This is a genomic window from Microlunatus endophyticus (genome assembly GCF_014646195.1).
GTDB lineage: Bacteria > Actinomycetota > Actinomycetes > Propionibacteriales > Propionibacteriaceae > Microlunatus > Microlunatus endophyticus.
Genome location: NZ_BMMZ01000006.1, coordinates 157,846 through 178,255 on the forward strand (window position 1 = coordinate 157,846; position 20,410 = coordinate 178,255).

Genomic DNA, 20,410 nt, shown 5'->3' on the forward strand with positions numbered 1-20,410 from the left:
CTTCCCTATCCTGTTCGCATGAACGGCATCGAGCTCCTCTTGGTGGTGATCGCCGCGATCGGCGTCACCGCGTTCGCCCAGCGGCGCGGCCTGCAAGCGCCGCTTGTCCTGGTGGTTCTCGGTCTCGCGGTGTCGTTCATCCCGGGACTGCCCCGGCTGGAGATCGAACCGGAGATCATCCTCGGCGTCGTTCTCCCGCCGCTGCTCTACTCGACCGCGGTCGAGTTCTCCTTCATCAACTTCATGCGCAACCTCTGGCCGATCCTCGGTCTGGGCATCGGTCTGGTCCTGATCACCGCCTTCGCGGTGGGCCTGGTCGCCAACCGACTGACGCCCCAATTGACTGCACCGGCGGCGTTGGTCCTCGGGGCGGTCGTTGCACCATCGGATGCGGTGACCGCGGTCGCGATCGGACGCCGGCTCGGACTGCCCAAACGGGTGATGACCATCCTCACCGGTGAGAGCCTGATCAACGACGCGGCCGCACTGACACTGTTCACCATCGCCGCGGTGCAGGTCACCGGACAGGGTGCGTTCATCTCCCAACCGGTCGTCTTCTTCGGGTACGGCGTGGTCGTCGGCCTGATCGTCGGCCGAGTGCTCGCGCTGATCGTCCAGAAGCTGCAGCAGCGATTGGACAGCCCGGGGCTGGAGACGGTGCTCGGACTCGTGCTGCCCTTCTCCTGTTATCTGGCCGCCGAGCAGCTGCACGCCTCGGGCGTGATCGCGGTCGTGACGGCCGGTTTCGCCATCGGCCACAACCGGGCCCGCAGCGGTTACGCGGCCCGGATCCAGGAGACCCAGGTCTGGCGCAGCCTCGATGTCCTGCTGGAGGCGTTCGTCTTCGCCTATATGGGCATGCAGATGAAGTTCGTCTTCCAGGAGGTCACCGGGGCTGGGCACTCGCTGCCGAGGGTGCTGGTCGCGGCGCTGGTCTCGCTGTTGGTGGTGCTGGCCGTCCGCCCGGCCTGCGTCCTCGTCAACCATCTGCGACTGGTGGGTACGGACCGGCTGCGACAAGCCGGCCAACGCCGACGTCCCGATCGGGACGCCGAGCGACAACAGCGTCGGGAGGCGATCATGCGCCGCCGGATCGACGAGTACAACCGCCAGCATCCGGACCATCCGCGCGACATCCCGTCGGGTGGTCCCGAGCGCCAGCCGTCGCTGCTGCCGCTGAAGCACGACATCGTGATCTCCTGGACCGGGATGCGCGGCGTCGTGACCCTCGCCGCTGCAGCCGGTATCCCGGCCACCGCGGCGCTCGGTGCGCCGTTCCCCGGCCGCGCGGAGATCCAATTGATCGCCTTCGTGATCGCCGTCGGCACCCTGCTGATCCAGGGCACCACGCTGCCGCCGCTGATCCGCAAGCTCGATATCCGCTCGGAGGACGACGCCGCGTACGAGGCCGAGCAGCGCAAACACGCGGCCGAGATCACCCAGAAGGCGACCACCGAGGTGATCACCAAGGCGATGACCAAGATCGACAACTACCGGACCGGAGATTCCGGTGATCTTGATCCGGAGGCACTGGCCGCACTCAGCCAGCAACTGCAACGCTTCCAGGCCAACCGGGAGGCCTTGCAGGCCGAGACTGAGGAAGCCGAGCGCGCCGACGCCGATCAGCAACGCGCCGACAGGTGGCGCGCTGTGAGCAGAATCAGGCTGGAGATGCTGACCGCACAACGCAAGGCACTGACCGCCGAACGGGACGCGTTCCGGCTGGACGACGACACCTACCGCGAGATGCTCGAGCAACTGGACTACGACGAGGCCGCGATCAGCGCGCGGATGGACTCCCGGCTCTGACCACGGTTGTGATCGCCGGTGAGATTCCAGAGCCCGGGAACCGAGCGCGTTGCTCCTGCGTCGATCCGGTATGTCTCACACAGGTCAGCGGATCTCCTGGAGCTGCCAGGACACTTGGATGCTGAAGATGCCTCCGATCTGCGCCGTCACCGGCCGACCGGCCGACACCGCGATCATCGTCCGCGTCGGCCACCTCGATCTCATCCTGCCGGCGACCACCGCAATCCGGGCCGATCACAGCCGATTCCTCGGCACGCTGCGCACCGCGCGGCGACTGCGTCCTTCGGTCGACGACGACGTGGTCACCCTGCACCATGCGGCCGGCGAATTCGTGGAGCAGTTGATCATGAGCAACGAACCGGGCACCCTCTACGTCGGCGGCCTGTATCCGCTGGCGCCGAGCAACCGACAGTCGCCCGCAACCGCCGATGCCGGGCCGACCCAGCTGGCTGCCTGACGGCTCAGTCAGCGGTGAGCAAGGCGTCGACGAATTCCTCCGGCTCGAAGGGAGCCAGATCATCGACACCCTCTCCGAGCCCGACCAGCTTGACCGGGACTCCCAGCTCGCGCTGGACCTGGATGACGATGCCGCCCTTGGCCGAGCCGTCGAGCTTGGACAGCACGACACCGGTCACATCGACGACCTCGGCGAAGATCCGTGCCTGGGTCAGCCCGTTCTGACCGGTTGTCGCGTCCAGCAACAGCAGCACTTCGGTGACCGGAGCCTGCCGCTCGATCACCCGTTTGATCTTGCCGAGCTCGTCCATCAGCCCGGTCTTGGTGTGCAGCCGACCGGCGGTGTCGATCAACACGACGTCGGCCTCACCCTCGATCCCGACCTTGACCGCCTCGAAGGCGACACTGGCCGGATCGGCACCCTCTGCACCGCGCACGGTAGGCACCCCGACGCGACTCCCCCAGGTCTCGAGCTGATCGGCCGCAGCCGCGCGGAAAGTATCCGCGGCTCCGAGCACCACGTCCTTGTCCTCGGCGACCAGCACCCGGGCGAGCTTGCCCACGGTGGTGGTCTTGCCGGTCCCGTTCACACCGACCACCATCACCACGGCGGGCACCTCGGTCCGGTCGATCGCCAGAGATCGGTCGAGAGTCGGATCGACGAGCTTGATCAACTCCTCGCGGAGCGCGGTCCGGGCAGCAGTCGGATCAGCTGTGCCCTCCACCCGGAGCCGGTCGCGCAATGCCTCGACCAACTCCATCGTCGGCTTCACGCCGAGGTCGGAGGTGAGCAGGGTGTCCTCGAAGTCCTCCCAGGTCTCCTCGTCGATCCGATCCCGCGAGAGCAGGGTCAGCAGCCCCCTGCTCAGCGCGTTGTTGGATCCGGCGAGTCTGCGCCGCAGCCGGACCAGCCGGCTCTCCGGCGCCTCCGGCTTCTCGATCGCCGGGGCCGGAGCCTCGGTGGGCGCCTCGACCGGCGTGGTCGGTTCGACGACCTCGGTCGCCAACCCTTCGCCGCGCTCCGGGCCTTCGGGAGTCTCGCGTTCGGCGACGGCCGAGCCGCCGACTACCTTGTCCGACCGCTGTTCACCGAGCTCGGGCTTGACCTGGCTCGGCAGCGGACGACGACGGGTCCCGACGACGAGGCCGGTGACAAGGCCGACGGCAATGATGACGCCGGCGATGATCAGAGTCAGGATCGTTCCAGTCACCGCGTCAGCCTACCGGTGGAGACGGTGTGGTTGCCCCTCAGCGACCGGCGGCAGAATGCTGGCGTTCACGCTCGCGGTGGCCGGAGTGCGACCGCTCGACCATCCGGGTAAGGCTCTCCGGCGGTTCGATCTCGCCGTTGAGATGTTTGGCCGCCCGGGTGAACTTGTCGGCCAGCCACGGCATGTGCTCTCGGCCGCGGCCCTCCATTCCGACGATCACCAATCCGACAACGGCGGCGGCCACCACCAGGATGGCGACCATAGCAACGACGTAGACGATCACGACAAAGCCTTTCAAAGCAGTTGCAATGCATCAGCAGCGCGGGGAAGGAACTGCCGACGCCCCGGGGCCGGTCGAATCGAACTCAAGAGACCCCTGGGCGTACCCACACCATTGTTGCAGTGCAAACCCCAGATTAGCTGTGATCTACTGACCTCCAAGGCGTGTCGCAGGTCTGTCCCAGACGCCGCCGTGGCCCGAGGAGGCTGGTATGACTGCGGTCGAAACCTCGCTGATAACCAACCCGCGGAAGACCTGGCCGGCTGACGAGCGCGTACGAGCCGGGCAGTTGCGGCGCCGCGAGGTGCCGCTGGCCGGTCATGCGGCCCTGCGTCCTGCCGAACATCGCGACCCGGTCGCCCTGCTCGAGCAGGAGGAGGTCGGCCGGGTCCCGGAGCTGGTGCCGATCCGGCACGGACGAATGCTGGTCTCGCCGTTCGCGTTCTACCGCGGGACTGCGCTGCTGATGGCCGATGATCTTGCCGCCGAACCGAACACCGGGATCATGGCGCAGCTGTGCGGTGACGCCCACTTGGTCAACTTCGGGGCGTACGCCTCCCGCGAGCGGAGCTTGGTCTTCGACATCAACGACTTCGACGAGACCCTGCCGGGCCCGTTCGAATGGGACGTGAAGCGACTGGTCGCCAGCGTGGTGGTGGCCGGGCGGGACAACGGCTTCAAGCCCAAGGCCTGCCGGCGGGCCGCGCTGGCTGCGGCGTCCAGCTACCGGACGGCGATGGCCGGCTTTGCCGCGTTGACCGCCCTCGACGTCTGGCATTCAGCGATCAACATCGATCAGGCGTTCGCCGACTACAAGCAGACGATGTCGGACCAGAAGCAGAACCGCAAGGCGATGAAAGCGACTCGCAATGCGCTGGCCAAAGCCCGGACCCGTGATCATCTGCAGGCGATCAGAAAACTCACCCGGACCATCGACGGTCACCGCCGGATCATCGCCGCTCCGCCGCTCACGGTCCCGGTCGACCAACTGCCCGGGGCCGACCGGGACCGGAGCATCGAGCTGCTGGAATCGCTGCTGGCCAGCTATCGCGACACGCTGCCTGACAACCGCCGGCATCTCCTCGACCAGTTCCAGCTTGCCGACGCTGCGCTCCGCGTGGTCGGGGTGGGCAGCGTCGGCACTCGGGCCTGGATCCTCGTACTGGAAGGCATCCACGAGTCCGACGGGGTGATTCTGCAGGCCAAGGAGGCGAGGGCGTCCGTGCTGGCCGGCTATTGGCAGCCGTCGGTGCACAACAACCAGGGCCAACGCGTGGTGGCCGGGCAACGACTGATCCAGGCGTCCAGCGACATCTTCCTCGGCTGGGTCCGCGACGAACGCAACGGCGAGCATCACGACTACTACCTGCGCCAACTGCGGGACTGGAAGATGTCGCTGCCGATCGAGTCGATGGATCCGCAGGGCCTGACGTCGTACGCACGGCTCTGCGGTTGGACACTGGCTCGCGCCCATGCCAGATCCGGGGACCGGTTCATGATCACCGGTTACCTGGGCAATACCGACGAATTCGACCAGGCGGTCGTTGATTTCGCCGAGCAGTACGCCGACCAGACCGAGCGCGACTACGCCGCGCTGGTCTCAGCAGTCGAGTCCGGTCGTACGTCGGCGGTTACCGGAATCTGATCAGGCCACCGATTCCTGCGCCTCGCGCAGCCGCTGGCTGATCACCGCCGAGACCCCGTCACCGCGCATCGTCACGCCGTACAGCGCGTCGGCGACCTCCATGGTGCGCTTGTGGTGGGTGATCACCAGCAGCTGGGAGTTCTCCCGCAGCTCCTCGTAGATCTCCAGCAGCCTGCCCAGGTTGGTGTCGTCCAGCGCAGCCTCGACCTCGTCCAGGATGTAGAACGGACTCGGTCGGGCGATGAACAGCGACACCAGGAACGCGACCGCGACCAGCGACCGTTCGCCACCGGACAGCAGCGACAACCGCTTGACCTTCTTGCCAGCCGGCCGCGCCTCGACGTCGACACCGGTGTTCAGCCAGTCCCCCGGCTCGGTCAGCACCAGCCGGCCCTCACCGCCCGGGAACAGTCGAGCGAATACCCGGTCGAACGCCTTCTCGACATCGGCATATGCCTCGGCGAAGACCTGCTCGACCCGGGCATCGACGTCGGAGATGATCGACAACAGATCCTCGCGGGTCTTGCGCAGGTCCTCGGCCTGTTCGGCGAGGAACGCGTGCCGCTCCTCCATCGCCGCATACTCCTCCAGCGCCAGCGGATTGATCTTGCCCAGCTGGTTGAGCGCACGGTCGGCCTTGCGCAGCCGCTTCTGCTGCTCGTCGCGGACGTACGGCACCGGTTCCGGCCGCTGGTCCTCAGACATGGCCTCCAGGTCGAGGGCGTTACCGTCCTCGTCGGTCAGCACCGGGACCGGAACCTCGGGACCGAAATCGCGCATCAGCGTCGCGGCGTCGACGCCGAGGTCGTCCAGCGCCTTCTCGCCCAGTGCCTCGATCCGCATCCGGCGTTCGGCCCGCGCCATCTCGTCGCGGTGCACGGTGTCGACCAGCGACTCGAGCTCGGCCGACAACTCGCGTACGCCCTTGCGGGCGGCGATCAGGGCCTCTTCCGCCTCGGTCCGGGACGCCTCGGCTTCCCGCCGCTCGGCGTCGGCGAGCTTGATCGACTCTTCGATCCGGGTGGCCAGATAGCCGGCGGCGGTGTGGACAGCACTCGCCACCTGCGCCTCGCGCAGCATTCGCTCCCGGCGCGCCTGCGCCCGCGCACGGGCGGCCCGCTCGTTCTCGGCCGCCCGGCGCAACGCGTCGGCCCGGCCGGACAGCGCCCGCGACCGTTCCTCGACGGTTCGCAGCGCGAGCCGGGACTCCATCTCCGCGGCACGGGCCAGCCGCGCGGCCTCGGCGAGCCGGTCCCGTTCGGCCGGATCGGGTTCCTCGTCGGTCTCCTCGGCGCCGGCGGCCTCCAGCCGCTCCTCCAGCTCAGCCAGCTTCGTCGCGGTCTGGTCGCGAGCGTCCTCGGCCTCGGTGATCGAACGCTTCAGCCGGCTCGCCTCGTCCCGCGACGACCGGGCGGCCGAGTTGAGCTGCCCCAACTGCTCGGCCAGGGCGGCCATCTCGGCATCCGACTCATGCAACCGGGCCAGGGCGTACTCGACGTCCTTCTTCGCCGTGGCGTGCTGTTCGGCCAACTCGACCTGGGCGAACCGCAACCGTTCGCAGCGGTGAGTGACCTCGGCCAGCTTCTGCTCGGCCTCGTCGACGGCGGCCTGGACCTCGATCAGGCTGGGCTGCGCACTCGACCCGCCGGCCGCGAAATGGGCCGACAACAGATCGGCGTCCCGGGTTACCGCAGTCACGTCCGGCAGCGCAGCGACCAGTCCCCTGGCCGCCGCCAGATCATCGACGACCGCCACCTTGCGCAACGCACGGTTGACGGCCGGCCGCAGATCGTCCCGACAGCTGACCACCTCGGCCGCATACCGGACGCCGGCCGGCAGCGCCGGCCAGTCGGCAACCGTTTCGGTGTCCGGCGCGCCGGCCAACAACAGCCCGGCGCGGCCGAGGTCCTCGGCCCGCAGGTGTTCGAAGGCAGATACTGCGGCGTCCAGGCCGGTGACCGCGACGGCATCCGCAGCCGCGCCGAACGCGGCCGACACGGCAGCCTCGTAGCCGGACTCCACGCTCACCAGCGCGGCAACCGACCCGAGCAGGTCGTTGACCCGGTCTTCCGCCGCCAGCAGAGCCGCCGAGCCGTCCTTGCGGCTGAGGCCGAGTTGCAGCGCTTCCAGGCGGGCTGCGAGCGCACCGCGCTCGGTGTTGGCCTCGGCCTCGTCCCGGCGCAGCTGGTCCAGCTTGGTCTCCAGCTCATCGAGCCGCTCGGTGGCGTTCTCGTGCTCCGAATCCAGATCCGACTCACCGTCGTCGAGTGAGGCGACCTTGGTCTCCAGTGCGGTGAACTCACGGGCCGCGATCTCGGCACGCTCGTCGGCGTGCTGCAAGGCGGCCGCCAGCCGGCCGATCTCCTCGTCGGCGGCTTCGGAGCGGCTGCGCATCGAGTTGACCTGGCCGTGCAACCGGGCCAGTCCCTCGCGCCGGTCGGCTGCGGCCCGGATCAAGGCGGCCAGCCGCTTCTCCTCGGCGGCGTGCGCGTCCTCGGTCTCGGACCGCTTGACAGTGGCAGCGGCCAGCGCCTCGGACTTCTGCTGCACCTCCGCCGCGAGGTCGGCCTCCTGGGCAGCAACCTGATCGGCTTCGGCCTCCAGCTCCTCGGGATCGCGGCCGCGACGCTCCTCACCCGGGTCGTTCTTGGCATTACGAACCCGCTCGGCGGCGATGGAGATCGTCGAGGCGACCCGCTCCCGGAGAGCCGCCAGCGAATACCAGACGTCCTGGGCCTGGTTGAGTCGCGGCACCTGGCCCCGTACGGTCTCCTCGGCCTCGACCTCGGCGGAGCGGGCCGCGTCGAGCCGGGTCTCCAGCGCCGTACGCCGCTGTTTCAGCTGGGCCTCGTCGGCCAGATCGCTCTCCAGCGACAGCGTGGCCTGGACCAGGTCATCGGCGAGCAACCGGGACCGGGCGTCGCGGGCCTCGGCCTGGATCACGGCCGCCTTGCGAGCGACCTCGGCCTGCCGGCCGAGCGGCTTGAGCTGGCGGCGTACCTCCGCGACCAGGTCGTTGAGCCGGTTGACGTTGGTCTCGGTTGCCTCGAGCTTGCGGAGCGCCTTCTCCTTGCGCTTGCGGTGCTTGAGGACGCCGGCGGCCTCCTCGATGAAACCGCGGCGCATCTCCGGGGTGGCCTGCAGGATGCTGTCCAACTGGCCCTGGCCGACGATGACGTGCATCTCGCGGCCGATGCCGGAATCGCTGAGCAACTCCTGGACGTCGAGCAGCCTTGCCTTGTTGCCGTTGATCTCGTAGTCGGATCCGCCGTTGCGGAACATGGTCCGGCTGATGGTGACCTCGGCGTAGTCGATCGGCAGCGCCCCGTCGGTGTTGTCGATGGTCAGGATCACCTCGGCGCGCCCCAGCGGCGCCCGGCCGGAGGTGCCGGCGAAGATGACGTCCTCCATCTTGCCGCCGCGCAAGGACTTGGCGCCCTGCTCGCCCATCACCCAGCTGAGGGCGTCCACGACATTGGACTTGCCGGAACCGTTCGGGCCGACGACACAGGTGATTCCGGGCTCGAAGTTCAGCGTGGTGGCCGAAGCGAAGGACTTGAAGCCCTTCAGGGTCAGGCTCTTGAGATACACGCGCTCCCCTTCGTCTGGATACGGGTCGTCCCGTGATGAACGTATGGCCGGCTGGGAAGGCCATCCCAATCTAGTCGGGCCCGCCGACTTTACGCGGTCAACTCGCCGCGCGGGTATCCGAGCCGATCTCTGAGCCCGTTCCCCCGATCCCTGAGCCTGCCGAAGGGCCCGAAGCGTCCACGATCTCCACCTCGGTCGTCTCGTCGTCGATCGGGACCAGATGGGTCGGTCGGCCCTGCCGGACCGCGGAGAAGGTCCACAACTTGTTGACCACGAATGTCACCGGCGTCACCACGATGATCGAGATCAACTGGGCCCAGTAGAGCTTGGTCCGCAGGCCGCTGGAATCGTCGAAGACGCTGTCCGGCAGCGAGATCGGCGATCCGGAATGGATCAGCGCGGTGATCAGCGCCAGGCCGATCAGCTGGCCGATCGCCCCGACTGCGAGGAAGGGCGGGTATTCGGCGTGCCAGGTGGAATGGTGGGTCGTCCGGAACGTCCAGCGCCGGTTGATCACGAAATTCCAGAAGTTCGCGACCAGGAAGGCGATGGTCACGAAGAGGTGATACCAGCGGACGTTGAAGTTGGTCAGCGGAAGGTCGAAGAAGACCTCGCGATAGTCGGGTCCGACCTTCTTGAGCAGGATCACTACGATCATGTTCACAAGCGCGCCAGAGCCGCCCACCAGCCCGAAGCGGATGAGTTGTGCCCAGTTATGGCGATGCCGTACGAAGATGTAGTGCCCGAGACGTCTCACGATCGTCCGAGCCTACCCGGCTGCAGGTCCCGAGCCTGAATGGCTCGTCGGCACCCAGTAGCGCCGCTTCACCCCGACCTGGGACTCGAACCGGCCCCCCGCCGCCTCGATGATCCGCCGCGAGCCGACGTTGTCCTCGTCGCAGGTCACCAGTGCCGGGTCGATCCCGAGCTCGTACGCGATCGGCAACGCCGCACGGAACGCAGCGGTCGCGTGGCCCTTGCGCCGAGCCGACGGCCGGATCCAGTAGCCGATATGGCCACCGACCCTGCGCAGCTGTTCGGTCAGCCGGTGCCGAACAGCGATCCGGCCGAGGAACTCGTCGCCGTCGACCCACCACAACGTGGTGCCGGGGACGAATCCCTCGGGCCGCGGGCTCTCCTCGCTCTGGTCGGCGATCAGTTGGGCGACATAGCCCGCGAAGACCCCGGGGTCGACCAGGGTTTCCTCGTCACCACGGAAGAGGTAGGCCACCATCCCCGGCTCCTCGTCCATCGCGGTGACGAAGGACGCGTGGAAGCGTACGTCCGGATTCATCAGATCAGGCACAGGGACCGCACCCTAGGACCTGAGCTCGGTGACACGTCCCGACAACGGTTCGACGCGGAAGACGACGTCGTGCGGCTGCTGGACGGACAGGGCGTCGTCCGGATCTGCATCGACCAGATTCCGTAAGAGCATCCGGCCGATCATCTCGTGGGAGATGATCAACGGCTGTCGAGCGCCGGTGTCTTGGATCCGGCCGAGTGCGACCGCCGCCCGCTCATCGGCATCGGCGTAGCTCTCCCCGCCCGGGAACCGCCACCGGTATTTGTTCCGTGACCGCTCGTCCAGCGCACCGGGGAAGCGCGTATCGGCCTCGGTCGTGGTCAGGCCGGCCATCCTGCCGTGATGGACCTCGGCCAGCTCGTCGACGATCATCAGTGACATCCCTACGGCATCCGCGCAGACGATCGCGGTGCTTCGCGCCCGGCCGATCGGACTGCTGGCGACAAGATCGAGATCGAGCGTCGCCGCCAACCGGGCCAGACCTGCAGCATGTCCTTCACCGGCAGCAGTCAGGGGCGAGTCCAACTGTCCTTGCCTGCGGTGCTCCTCGTTCCATCTGGTGCGCCCGTGACGGGCCAGGTACACGGTCTCGAACGTCACTGACGCATGCAACCGCGTCTTGACAGTGGATCGCAACCGAGTATCAGCTGTGGCCGATCGCTCAGCTGGAACCGAGCATTGCCGTGATGGCCCGCCATGCCTGGCGCCCAAGATCACGATCCGCGGCGGGCGTACCGCCGCGTTGCATCGTGGCACCGGCCACGACCTCGACCTCACCGGGCAGGATCGCCCGGTGGCCGGCATCGGCGACCGCGATCAATTCTGTCGGCAGACCGGCCGCCGACCGGATCGCCCGGATCCGTCGGGCATGACCGACACTGGACCACACCTGATCCTCGCCGCCGGCGACCAAGATCAACTGTGCGATCCGGTCGACCGGGATCGTTGCCGCCGGCACCCGGTCGGCGAAGGTCACCCGGGATCGTTCGTAGTGTGGGCGATACCGCGGGACCGGCTCGGCGACGTAGTTCTGCCAGTCCATCGGGACGTACGCCAGAGGTCGCCCGTCGAGCGTCCAGTGTGAGGTCTCGCGATCATGGTCGTAGCCGGCCCAGACGACATCGGTGGGTGCGAATGCGATCACCGAGTCGATGTTCGGGGAATGTGCGCCGCAGAGCAACGCCGCCTCGGCACCGAACGAAAGCCCGACGATGTGCACCCGATCGCAGCTCTGCTTGAGATCGTCGATCCGATCCAGGAAGGTCTCCAGCGGAATCTCCCAGGGATCCGGGTGCTGGCCCGGGCCGCCCAGCCAGCGGATCGACTCCGCCACACAGCCAAGATCAGCAAACAGTCGTGCCCGGTCGGTGTCGACCCGGCCACTCGAGCCTGCGACCACGAGCACACCGTCCCCGGTGGGACGATCCGGCACCCAGCGGACCCCTTCGGGCCGCTCAAGATCAATCCGGATCATCCCGCCAGTCTGCCAGAGGTTGTTGTCTGCCCCAGTAGTCACGCCACTCAGTACTCGGGAACTTCGATCTTGCCTTCGGCCACCTCGACCATCTCGGCGGACAACGGCTTCTCGTCCATCACGATGCCGAGCACCAGGGCGATCGCCATGAACGGTACGGTCCAGAAGAAGACCGCTGAGAACGCGGCAGTGGAGACCGCTCCCCCGGCGGCGATCAGGATCGCACCGAAGGCCGCCGAACCGAGCGCACCGCCGATGCTCTTGAAGAAGTTCAGTGCACCGGTCGCGACGCCGATGTGGCGGTAGGCGACGGCGTTCTGACCTGCCAGCACGGAGACCTGGACGAAGAAGCCGATACCTGCGCCGGCGAAGAACAACGGGATGATCAACAACCACACGCTCGCGTGACCGATCAGCATCCCGATCACCGCCATCGACACACCTGCGAGGATCGCGCCGATGATCGGATAGATCTTGTAACGGCCGGTCCTGCTGATCATCGGCCCGGCGATCGAGGTCGCCACGATCAGCCCGACCAACTCGGGGATCAGGAACAGGCCTGCGACGAATGCACTCAGGTGGCGTACGCCCTCGACGTACAGCGGGACGTACAGCATGCCGACGAACAGGACGAGCGTGGCGATGAAGAACTGCGCTGCCGAGATGCTGAAGATGCTGGAACGGAACAGGCCCAGCGGCAGGATCGGCTCCGCGGCCCGCCTCTCGATGAGCAGGAACCCGATCAGCGATACGACTGCCACACCGACCAACGCGAGCATCCACGGCGAACCCCAGCCCAGGATGCCGTCGCCGGCCAGGCTGGTGGACAGGATCACCGCGCTGGAGAGCACGGCGACCACGATCCCGCCGAGAATGTCGACCCGGTGCGAGGACTCGGGCCTGGCCAACTGCACCCGTGCCGCTGTGATCACGAAGGCGAGGACGCCGACCGGCAGGTTGACCAGAAAGATCCACTGCCAGCCGATCGCATCGGCGAACAGCCCGCCGAGGAGCGGTCCGCCGATCAGCGCGACGGTGGCGACGATGCCCGTTGCTGCCTGGTACTTCGACCGGTCACGGGGTGGGACGAGTTCGCCGATGATCGCCATCACCAGCGAGTTGAGACCGCCACCCCCGATACCCTGCAGCGCCCTGAAGGCGATCAGCCAGCCCATGCTGGGCGCGAATGCGGAGAGTGCCGAGCCGATCAGGAAGATCCCGATCGCGATCAGGAACACACCCTTGCGGCCGTGGGTGTCCCCGAGCTTGCCGAAGATCAGCGTTGTGACAGCGCTGGTGACCAGATAGCTGGTCGCGACCCACGGCGCCGCACCGAGGGAACCGAGGGCGCGACCGATGCTGGGCAAAGCCGTGGCCACGATCGTCTGGTCGAGATTGGAGATGAACAGGACGAGCATCAGCGGAACCAGCACGACGCCGATCCGGCTCGTGGTACGAGACGTAGACATGCGAGGACCTCTCTACACTCCCTGACAAACGTAAGTGACTTACCTAAAGCATAGCGGTTCGGACTGAAAAAGGTAAGTCGATGTAGAATTTGGTCATGTCGTCGCCCAATACGGCCGGATCGCTCTCGCTCAGGGAACGGAAGAAGCAGATGACCCGGCAGCGCATCCTCGATGAGGCCGAGCGGCTCTTCGAGGAGCGCGGATTCGACAACGTCACCGTCGCCGAGATCGCAGAGGCCGCCGACATCTCGGTCAAGACACTCTTCGTCTACTTCCGCACCAAGGAGGATCTGGCCTTCGCCGACACCTCCTTGATCGACGACACCCTCGCGACACTCGCGAATCGGGCACCCGACGTCACCCATGCCCAGGCCGTCGTGGATTCCCTGTGCCGGCACGCCGATCTTGAGTCCGACGGCGGTGTCGCAGCGTTCCGGCGCGGCTTCGGCACGTCGACCGCGCTCGAATCCGGACTGGCCAGGATGTGGGCCGGCTACGAGGACCGGCTGACGGAGTTCCTTGCTGCCGAGGCCGTACGCGACCCCGGACCCGAGGACCGGTTCCTGGCGATGCAGCTGGTCGCTCTGATGCGGCTGACCACCTCACCCGAGGTCGAGCAGGCGGTCACGGCAGAGGCCGGTCCCAATGACGGCAGGACGATCCTCACCCGCACCCTCGAGGCCGCCGCGAACAGGATCGCTGGCTAGCCCTCGCCGCCGACCCAGGCCGCGCTCTGGGCGCGTGAGCTGAAGGCGAGCGTTGCGCTAGGTGCTGGGTGCCTGGCCCCCACCGTGCGCTCGGACATGAACAGCCGGGCACCGATCTGCCTGGTGCAGATCCGTCGCCACGAGCTGAGCCACATCGGTCTCGCGTGGTGCCAGAACTGGTCCCCGAGACGGTTTCGACCGTAGCCCCGGAAGCGGCTCCGCCGAGTGCCAGCCGGGCACCGGCATCCGCAGGTCAACGACTCTCTCCGCTTGTGAATCTGGTCACAAACTCTACCCTGGCCGTCACGATCGGTGCCAGCATCCTGATCATGACCGATGGGGTTTCTGGACCTCCGGGCCGCCCGGACGGGTTCGATGTCTACCCCGATGGCTACGGGCAGTTGTTCGACAAGGCCGTCGAGGTCCTGTTCCGCGATGCGCGGGTGCGAGGCATGTGGCTGCACGGCGCATTCGGCCGCGGCGCCGCGGATTCCGCGAGCGACCTTGACATCAGCATTGCCATCGCCGACCCGGAGTTCGACGAATTCGCGGCGGGTTGGCGGGACTGGCTGGCCGAGATTACGCCGACGGTCAATGCCGACCCGATCGCCCCAGGGTGCTTCTTCGCGATGACCCCCGGGTGTGAGCGGGTGGACGTGATCAGCGAGCGTGTCAGCGACCTGACGACCACCCATCTCACCCGCCGCGTGCTGATCTTCGATCGCGACCGCCTGGACGCCACCATCCCGGCGCCCGATGACCCACCACCGAACCCCGAGACGATCGCGTACGTGATCAAGGAGACGTTGCGGACGGCGGCCAACTTCGACACCGTGGTCGTCCGGGACGACTGGCTGCTGGGCGTCGTATCCGTACAGACGGTTCACTCGCTGCTCTACCAACTCTTCACCGAAGCCAACAAGCCACAACCGCCGACCGGACCCAAGCAGTGGAGCTTCAAATTATCGCCACGACACCGGCGGCTGTTGGAAGCGTTGCCGGTGCCCCAGGCTGAGCGGGAGTCGGTGATGGCCGCACGGCAGGCGGCGTACGGCCTGTTCGTCGCCGAGGCACCGGCGATCGCGGACGCGTACGGCGTGCAGTGGCCGGCTGATCTTGAACGAACCGTAGGCAATCACCTCGACCGCAATGGCCTAGGTATTCCCCACTCCGCTTGACCGACTTGCGACCCGGAGTCCGACTGGAGGCACTGATGCCCGACCCGATCACTCCCCAACTGACCGCTGACTGGAACCGGCCACAGGCCTGGAAGCTCAACAGCTACGAGGATTCCGGCGGTTACGCGACTCTACGGGAGGCTCTGGCGCGGGAGCCCGGATCGATCGTCCAGGCGATCGAGGACTCCGGGCTGCGCGGCCGCGGCGGCGCGGGATTCCCGACCGGACGCAAGTGGGACCTGCTCGATCCCGACCGCAGCAAGCCGCGCTACCTGGTCGTCAACGCCGACGAGTCCGAGCCAGGCGCCTGCAAAGACATGCCGCTGATGATGGCCAGCCCACACAAGCTGGTCGAGGGCATCGCACTCACCTGCTACGGGATCGGCGCCCACCACGCCTTCATCTACGTCCGCGGCGAGGTCCTGCACGTCATCCGCCGACTCCGCCAGGCCGTCGCCGACGCGTACGCCGCCGGCTATCTCGGCCGGAACATCCTCGGCTCCGGATTCGATCTCGAAGTGATCGTCCACGCCGGCGCCGGCGCCCACATCTGCGGCGAGGAGACGGCGCTGCTGGAGTCCCTTGAGGGCTATCGCGGCCAGCCCCGGCTGCGACCGCCATTCCCCGCAGCCTCCGGGATCTACCAGTCGCCGACCTTGATCAACAACGTCGAGACCATCGCGTCGGTGCCCATGATCATCCGTAACGGCCCGGAATGGTTCCGGAGCGTGGGCACCGATCGCAGCCCCGGGATGGGCATCTTCTCCGTTTCCGGCCACGTTGCCCATCCAGGCCAGCTTGAGGTGCCGCTCGGCACCACCTTGCGTCAACTCCTTGACCTGGTCGGTGGCATCCGGACCGGACATCAGCTCAAGTTCTGGACCCCGGGAGGATCATCCTCGCCGATCTTCACCGCAGATCATCTCGACCTGCCGCTGGACTACGACTCGGTCATCCAGGCCGGGTCGATGCTCGGGACCCGATCGATCCAGGTGTTCGACGAGACCACGTCAGTCGTACGGGCCGTGCTGCGCTGGTCGGAGTTCTACCGGCACGAGTCCTGTGGCAAGTGCACACCGTGCCGGGAGGGCACCTGGTGGATCGTGCAGATCCTGCAGCGACTCGAAGCGGGCCAGGGCCAACCCGGTGACGTCGACAAGCTGCTCGACCTCTGCGACAACATCGCCGGTAAGGCGTTCTGCGGTTTCGGCGACGGGGCCATCGGCTGCGTGACCTCGGGTATCAGGTACTTCCGGGAGGAGTTCGATGCCGGGATGCACACCCCCGCCCGGGAACTCCTGCCATACGCGGCGAGCACGCGCCACGCGTCCGCGCCCGCCGCGCTCACCACATGACCCACCGAGGCCGGTGCGGGCGGGAGAGCAGCGGTTCCAGCTCGGCTGTCAGCGATCTTTCTGCCACACCGAAACGTGCTGCGTGCTCTCGCCGGTGAACGGAGACCCGATCCAGTCCTCCCATCGCGCGTACAGCTGCATGCCCGCCAGTTGGGCCGTCAGATCCAGCTTCGACGGCCACACATAGCGGAACGGGATCTCCCGATACTCCGCCGTCCCATCGCGGAAGACGATGTGGTGTGACGATGTCAGGTTGCTGATGGTGTTGAAGACGAGATAGACCAGCGAGAAGCCGCCCTCGACACGCGTCGTGGCCATGTCGCCGATGGTGACCTTGATCGACTCGCCGCCCGGCTTGTGCCGGAGTTGGTCCACCATCGCCCGGGACAGCTCGACGCCCTCGACCTCGACGCCCGCAGCGGCCAACGGCAACGCGATCCGGCCGGTTCCGATGGCAAACTCCAGAGCCGTATGCCAAGGTGTGGGCGTCCTCGTGCACCCTACTCGCCTGGATGCGCCCGGCGACGATTTCGCAGAAGGCACATCCTTTGGTGGTGGCACACGACTGCCGAACGACAGGGCCGAGATCAGCGATGCCGGTCATGCGCGCCACCCTGACATGGCCCAGCGCCGCACGCTACAGAAATGAGCTCAGCGAACTCGTCCCCGAACCGCCGCGCCAGCTACACCCTCCGCCAGTCGTGGACCGTGGTGTCGCCGAGCCACCAACCGGGGTGTCGCGCCGTGCGTGCGAGCTTGAAGTCATAGCCCGTGCCGGGCGTGAACTCCCGCGCGACCTCGTCGGCCTTGTCCAGGCCAACGCCTTTGTCGAGCGCGAGCTTGCCGCAGCTGGTCGAGAGTTGAACGTACGGTGACCCGAATCGAGAACCCGGTCGGACTTCCGTCGAGTCGACCGTGCAGCGTCTCCATTGCCGACCGGTCGAGTCCATCACGAAGAGCACCACCATGTACGCGATCGTCAGGAACACCAGGATCAGGAAGGCGAGCGTTGCGTACGAGCCGATCCGCTGCTTCGTCGTCGGCAGAGGACGCGGCGACGCGGCGTCGCGACTTCGCCTCGGTCTCGACCTTGGCAGTGACCTCGGAGATCTCCTCACCCCGACGCCCGACGCGAGGCGCGGGTTGGGCATGAGTCACATGCAGTCCCAGTGGTAGCGGATACCACTGGTGTCACCCGAGACGAGCGCGGCCGGGTCTCCGAACAGATGCCCGACGCCCGAATCCCCCCAGCCGCCGACGTCCATCGAGTCCAACTCGATGATCAGTGTCGCCGCAGCTGTGCCGACCGCCGGGTACGCTCCGCTCCCGCGCGGATCCTCCTGGGTGAAGGACGGATAGCCGCCGACTCGGCTGCCACCACCGAATTCCGTCAGGCCCGAGGACCCACCGCGGATGTACTCGTCGTAGACATAGGCCGGCTCCGATCGGCTCTCACCGAAGGCCATCGCCACCCGTTCCCAGACCGTGTCCTGGCGGACCTCAGCCGGCAGCTCGTCCCAGGACGGGATGCTGGCGCCCCGGCCGAAGCCGATCCTGGTCGGCCCGACGAACTCCATCGGCACCTCCTCCACGTGATCGGTCGGGGTCGGCGCGTCCGGCGCTGCCGCGGGTGCGGCCGAAAGGTCCGAGTACCAGCGGACCGAGAATCCGGCGGCGCCCGCGGTCTCGTCGAAGGTGAGCCCATAGGTCTCGTCGGTGTCGACGAACCACTGCAGCAGTCCGGCGGACGGGAATCCTTCCAGCACTCCGACCTCGGCGAAGTTGATCTGGCCGACGAAGAACTGCGGTCCGTGCTCGCCCTCCGGCCAGTCGCACCCCTGGGGTAGGTAGGGATGTCCGGTCAGGTAGCTCTGGGTCGGGTCACTCGCCGCGCCTCCGACCGAGATCGAGGCACACGACCGGGCCACGGCCGCCAACACGTCGCGGACCTGATCGGCGAGATAGGGACTGAGGCCTGCGGTCGACCTGGCCGGCTGTGACGGCGGGGTGATCTGCTTGCGCCAGCGATCCCAGAGGGCGTTCACGAGGTCAAGGCTACGGCCGGCAGCGGCCGCACCCGGTCACCAACGCGGGTTCGGCGGCACTCGCTGGCAGTGCGGGCAGCGGTAGGCCGACCGGTTCATGAAGTGCTCGCGCCGAATCAGATGGCCGCACCGAGGGCAGGATCTTCCGTCCTGTCCGTACGCCTTCAAGGACCGGTCGAAATAGCCGCTCTCGCCGTTGACATTGATGTAGAGCGAGTCGAAGCTGGTGCCGCCCTCGTCCAGGGCGAGTGCCATCACCTCCCGGGCCGCGTCCAGCACGGTGATCACCTGTTTGCGACTCATCGCATCGGTCGGCTTGGCGTAATGGGTCCTGGCCAGCCAGAGCGCCTCGTCGGCGTAGATGTTGCCGATCCCTGACACCACCGTCTGGTCGAGCAGGGCGCGCTTAATGCCGGTCCTGCGACGCCGGATCCGGTCGGCGACCGCGACCGGGTTGAAGTCCGGGTCGAAGGGGTCCAGGCCGATGTGCGCGATTTCGGCCGGCAGCAGGGCACCGTCGGCTGCCAGCGACAGTCCGCCGAACATCCGCTGGTCGACGAAATGCAGCTCCTGGCCGCTGTCGGTGAAACTGAATCGGATCCGGGTGTTGCGGACGTCGGGATGACCGTGGTCGGCGACCAGGAACTGGCCGCTCATGCCCAGGTGGGCCAGCATCGCGTCGCCGTCGGTGAACGGCAGCCAGAGATATTTGCCGCGTCTCCGCGGGACGTCGAAGGTACGACCGGTCAGTGTTGCTGCGAAGTCGTCAGGCCCGGCGAGGTGGCGGCGTACGGGCCGGGGATGCAGCACCTCGACCGAACTGATCATGCGTCCGGTGACCGCAGGCTCCAGCCCGCGCCGGACGACCTCAACCTCGGGTAGCTCCGGCACCGCTGTCGGGCCCGCCCGCCTGGTCCGACACCGCTTGCTCGTCCGCGGGCTGTGCCGCCATCTCGCGTACGGCGGCAAATGCGATGGCCGCCGCCTTCTGCTCGGCTTCCTTCTTGTTGCGGCCTTGGCCGGGTCCGTACGTCCGGCCATCCAGCAGCACGCTGGCGGTGAAGGTCTTCGCGTGGTCCGGTCCGGCCTCGGTGACCAGATACTGGGGGGCGGACAGCCCGGTGAGCGAGGACAGTTCCTGCAGGCTCGTCTTCCAGTCCAGGCCGGCGCCCAGGGTGGCGACCCGGTCCATCACCGGATCGAAGAGGTGGTGCACGAAGCGCCGGGACTGCTCGATCCCGTGCTCGACGAACACGGCTCCGATGACCGCTTCGGTGGTGTCGGCGAGGATGGACGACTTGTCGCGTCCGCCGGTGCTCTCCTCTCCGCGGCCGAGCTTGACCACCGCACCGAGGTCGAGCCCGCGCGCGACATCGGCGAGGGCCCGCGAGTTCACCACCGCGGCGCGGAGCTTGGCCAGCTGGCCCTCCGACATGTCCGGGTGGGTGGTGTAGAGATGCTCGGTGACGACCAGCTGGAGCACCGCGTCGCCGAGGAACTCCATCCGTTCGTTGGTCGGCAGGCCGCCCTGTTCATAGGCGTACGACCGGTGCGTCAGAGCGCGCTCCATCAGCTCGGGAGCGATGGTGATCCCGAGCTCGACGAACACCTCAAGCACGCCGGAGCGACCAGGCTCAGCGGCAGCCATAGCCGACAAGATCAGGAAGCGATGACCTGACGACGCTCGCCGCGCGGACCGTACTGGCCGCAGGACGGGCAGGCGGTGTGCGGCAGGTGCTTCTGGCGGCAAGCCGGATTGGCGCAGGTCACCAGGGTCGGCGCGGAGGTCTTCCACTGGGACCGGCGATGCCGGGTGTTGCTGCGGGACATCCGGCGCTTCGGAACGGCCACGATCAATCTCCTCGTACTTGTTGCCTGGACGTA

The 20,410-nt window shown here is 67.3% G+C and carries 20 protein-coding genes; 6 read left to right on the top strand and 14 right to left on the bottom strand.

Going from position 1 to position 20,410, the window contains the following annotated elements; genetic code table 11:
* Positions 1-18 precede the first annotated feature (18 nt).
* Together IEY07_RS13520 and IEY07_RS13525 are read left to right on the top strand one after the other, a co-directional pair.
* Entirely contained in the window at positions 19-1,809 is a 1,791-nt protein-coding gene (locus IEY07_RS13520) for a cation:proton antiporter (protein WP_229670081.1), read from the top strand.
* A gap of 118 nt (positions 1,810-1,927) precedes the next feature.
* Positions 1,928-2,266: a hypothetical protein gene (locus tag IEY07_RS13525; RefSeq protein WP_188895907.1), complete on the top strand. Its 339-nt coding sequence runs from the start codon at positions 1,928-1,930 to the stop codon at positions 2,264-2,266.
* A 4-nt stretch (positions 2,267-2,270) separates the two neighbouring features.
* Here the strand turns inward: IEY07_RS13525 and ftsY are convergent, their stop codons facing one another.
* Positions 2,271-3,476, bottom strand: coding sequence for a signal recognition particle-docking protein FtsY (gene ftsY / locus IEY07_RS13530; protein WP_229670082.1), 1,206 nt, complete (start codon positions 3,474-3,476; stop codon positions 2,271-2,273).
* 37 nt (positions 3,477-3,513) lie between these two features.
* Positions 3,514-3,759 carry a hypothetical protein gene (locus IEY07_RS13535; protein ID WP_188895908.1) on the bottom strand — a complete coding sequence of 82 codons (246 nt, stop codon included), beginning with the start codon at positions 3,757-3,759 and terminating at the stop codon, positions 3,514-3,516.
* Positions 3,760-3,967: 208 nt separating this feature from the next.
* Between IEY07_RS13535 and IEY07_RS13540 the strand changes: the two genes are divergently transcribed.
* On the top strand, positions 3,968-5,401 hold the full coding sequence (locus tag IEY07_RS13540; RefSeq protein WP_188895909.1) for a DUF2252 domain-containing protein: 1,434 nt from the start codon (positions 3,968-3,970) through the stop codon (positions 5,399-5,401).
* On the opposite strand, the gene smc is transcribed toward IEY07_RS13540, so the two are convergent.
* The 6 genes from smc to IEY07_RS13570 form a co-directional block, all read right to left on the bottom strand.
* Positions 5,402-8,992 carry a chromosome segregation protein SMC gene (gene smc, locus IEY07_RS13545; RefSeq protein WP_188895910.1) on the bottom strand — a complete coding sequence of 1,197 codons (3,591 nt, stop codon included), beginning with the start codon at positions 8,990-8,992 and terminating at the stop codon, positions 5,402-5,404. It abuts the gene before it with no gap.
* A gap of 97 nt (positions 8,993-9,089) precedes the next feature.
* On the bottom strand, positions 9,090-9,749 hold the full coding sequence (locus IEY07_RS13550; protein WP_188895911.1) for a GtrA family protein: 660 nt from the start codon (positions 9,747-9,749) through the stop codon (positions 9,090-9,092).
* Between the two features lie 12 nt (positions 9,750-9,761).
* A complete protein-coding gene (locus IEY07_RS13555; protein WP_229670083.1) occupies positions 9,762-10,298 on the bottom strand; it encodes a GNAT family N-acetyltransferase in 537 nt (178 codons plus the stop codon).
* Positions 10,299-10,310: 12 nt separating this feature from the next.
* Positions 10,311-10,898 (bottom strand): histidine phosphatase family protein, encoded by a 588-nt coding sequence (locus IEY07_RS13560; protein ID WP_188895912.1) that lies wholly within the window; start codon positions 10,896-10,898, stop codon positions 10,311-10,313.
* A 61-nt stretch (positions 10,899-10,959) separates the two neighbouring features.
* A complete protein-coding gene (locus tag IEY07_RS13565; protein WP_188895913.1) occupies positions 10,960-11,772 on the bottom strand; it encodes an alpha/beta fold hydrolase in 813 nt (270 codons plus the stop codon).
* Between the two features lie 47 nt (positions 11,773-11,819).
* Positions 11,820-13,241 carry an MFS transporter gene (locus IEY07_RS13570; protein ID WP_188895914.1) on the bottom strand — a complete coding sequence of 474 codons (1,422 nt, stop codon included), beginning with the start codon at positions 13,239-13,241 and terminating at the stop codon, positions 11,820-11,822.
* Between the two features lie 95 nt (positions 13,242-13,336).
* Between IEY07_RS13570 and IEY07_RS13575 the strand changes: the two genes are divergently transcribed.
* From IEY07_RS13575 to nuoF, 3 genes are all read left to right on the top strand, one after another.
* On the top strand, positions 13,337-13,948 hold the full coding sequence (locus IEY07_RS13575) for a TetR/AcrR family transcriptional regulator (RefSeq protein ID WP_188895915.1): 612 nt from the start codon (positions 13,337-13,339) through the stop codon (positions 13,946-13,948).
* A gap of 329 nt (positions 13,949-14,277) precedes the next feature.
* A complete protein-coding gene (locus tag IEY07_RS13580; protein ID WP_188895916.1) occupies positions 14,278-15,126 on the top strand; it encodes a hypothetical protein in 849 nt (282 codons plus the stop codon).
* A gap of 35 nt (positions 15,127-15,161) precedes the next feature.
* Positions 15,162-16,481, top strand: coding sequence for an NADH-quinone oxidoreductase subunit NuoF (gene nuoF, locus IEY07_RS13585; protein ID WP_188895917.1), 1,320 nt, complete (start codon positions 15,162-15,164; stop codon positions 16,479-16,481).
* Between the two features lie 48 nt (positions 16,482-16,529).
* On the opposite strand, the gene IEY07_RS13590 is transcribed toward nuoF, so the two are convergent.
* The 6 genes from IEY07_RS13590 to rpmF all read right to left on the bottom strand — a co-directional run bounded on the left by IEY07_RS13590 (position 16,530) and on the right by rpmF (position 20,377).
* The gene (locus IEY07_RS13590) at positions 16,530-17,042 is read right to left on the bottom strand and encodes a class I SAM-dependent methyltransferase (RefSeq protein WP_308422942.1); all 513 of its coding nucleotides are present in this window, start codon (positions 17,040-17,042) and stop codon (positions 16,530-16,532) included.
* A gap of 122 nt (positions 17,043-17,164) precedes the next feature.
* Positions 17,165-17,470, bottom strand: coding sequence for a hypothetical protein (locus tag IEY07_RS13595; protein WP_188895918.1), 306 nt, complete (start codon positions 17,468-17,470; stop codon positions 17,165-17,167).
* A 165-nt stretch (positions 17,471-17,635) separates the two neighbouring features.
* Positions 17,636-18,526: a YwqG family protein gene (locus IEY07_RS13600; RefSeq protein WP_188895919.1), complete on the bottom strand. Its 891-nt coding sequence runs from the start codon at positions 18,524-18,526 to the stop codon at positions 17,636-17,638.
* Positions 18,527-18,562: 36 nt separating this feature from the next.
* Positions 18,563-19,417 (bottom strand): bifunctional DNA-formamidopyrimidine glycosylase/DNA-(apurinic or apyrimidinic site) lyase, encoded by an 855-nt coding sequence (mutM, locus tag IEY07_RS13605; protein WP_188895920.1) that lies wholly within the window; start codon positions 19,415-19,417, stop codon positions 18,563-18,565.
* On the bottom strand, positions 19,395-20,174 hold the full coding sequence (gene rnc / locus IEY07_RS13610) for a ribonuclease III (RefSeq protein WP_188895921.1): 780 nt from the start codon (positions 20,172-20,174) through the stop codon (positions 19,395-19,397). The genes mutM and rnc overlap by 23 nt, the downstream gene beginning before the upstream one ends.
* A gap of 11 nt (positions 20,175-20,185) precedes the next feature.
* On the bottom strand, positions 20,186-20,377 hold the full coding sequence (rpmF, locus tag IEY07_RS13615) for a 50S ribosomal protein L32 (RefSeq protein WP_188895922.1): 192 nt from the start codon (positions 20,375-20,377) through the stop codon (positions 20,186-20,188).
* Between the last annotated feature and the right edge of the window lie 33 nt (positions 20,378-20,410).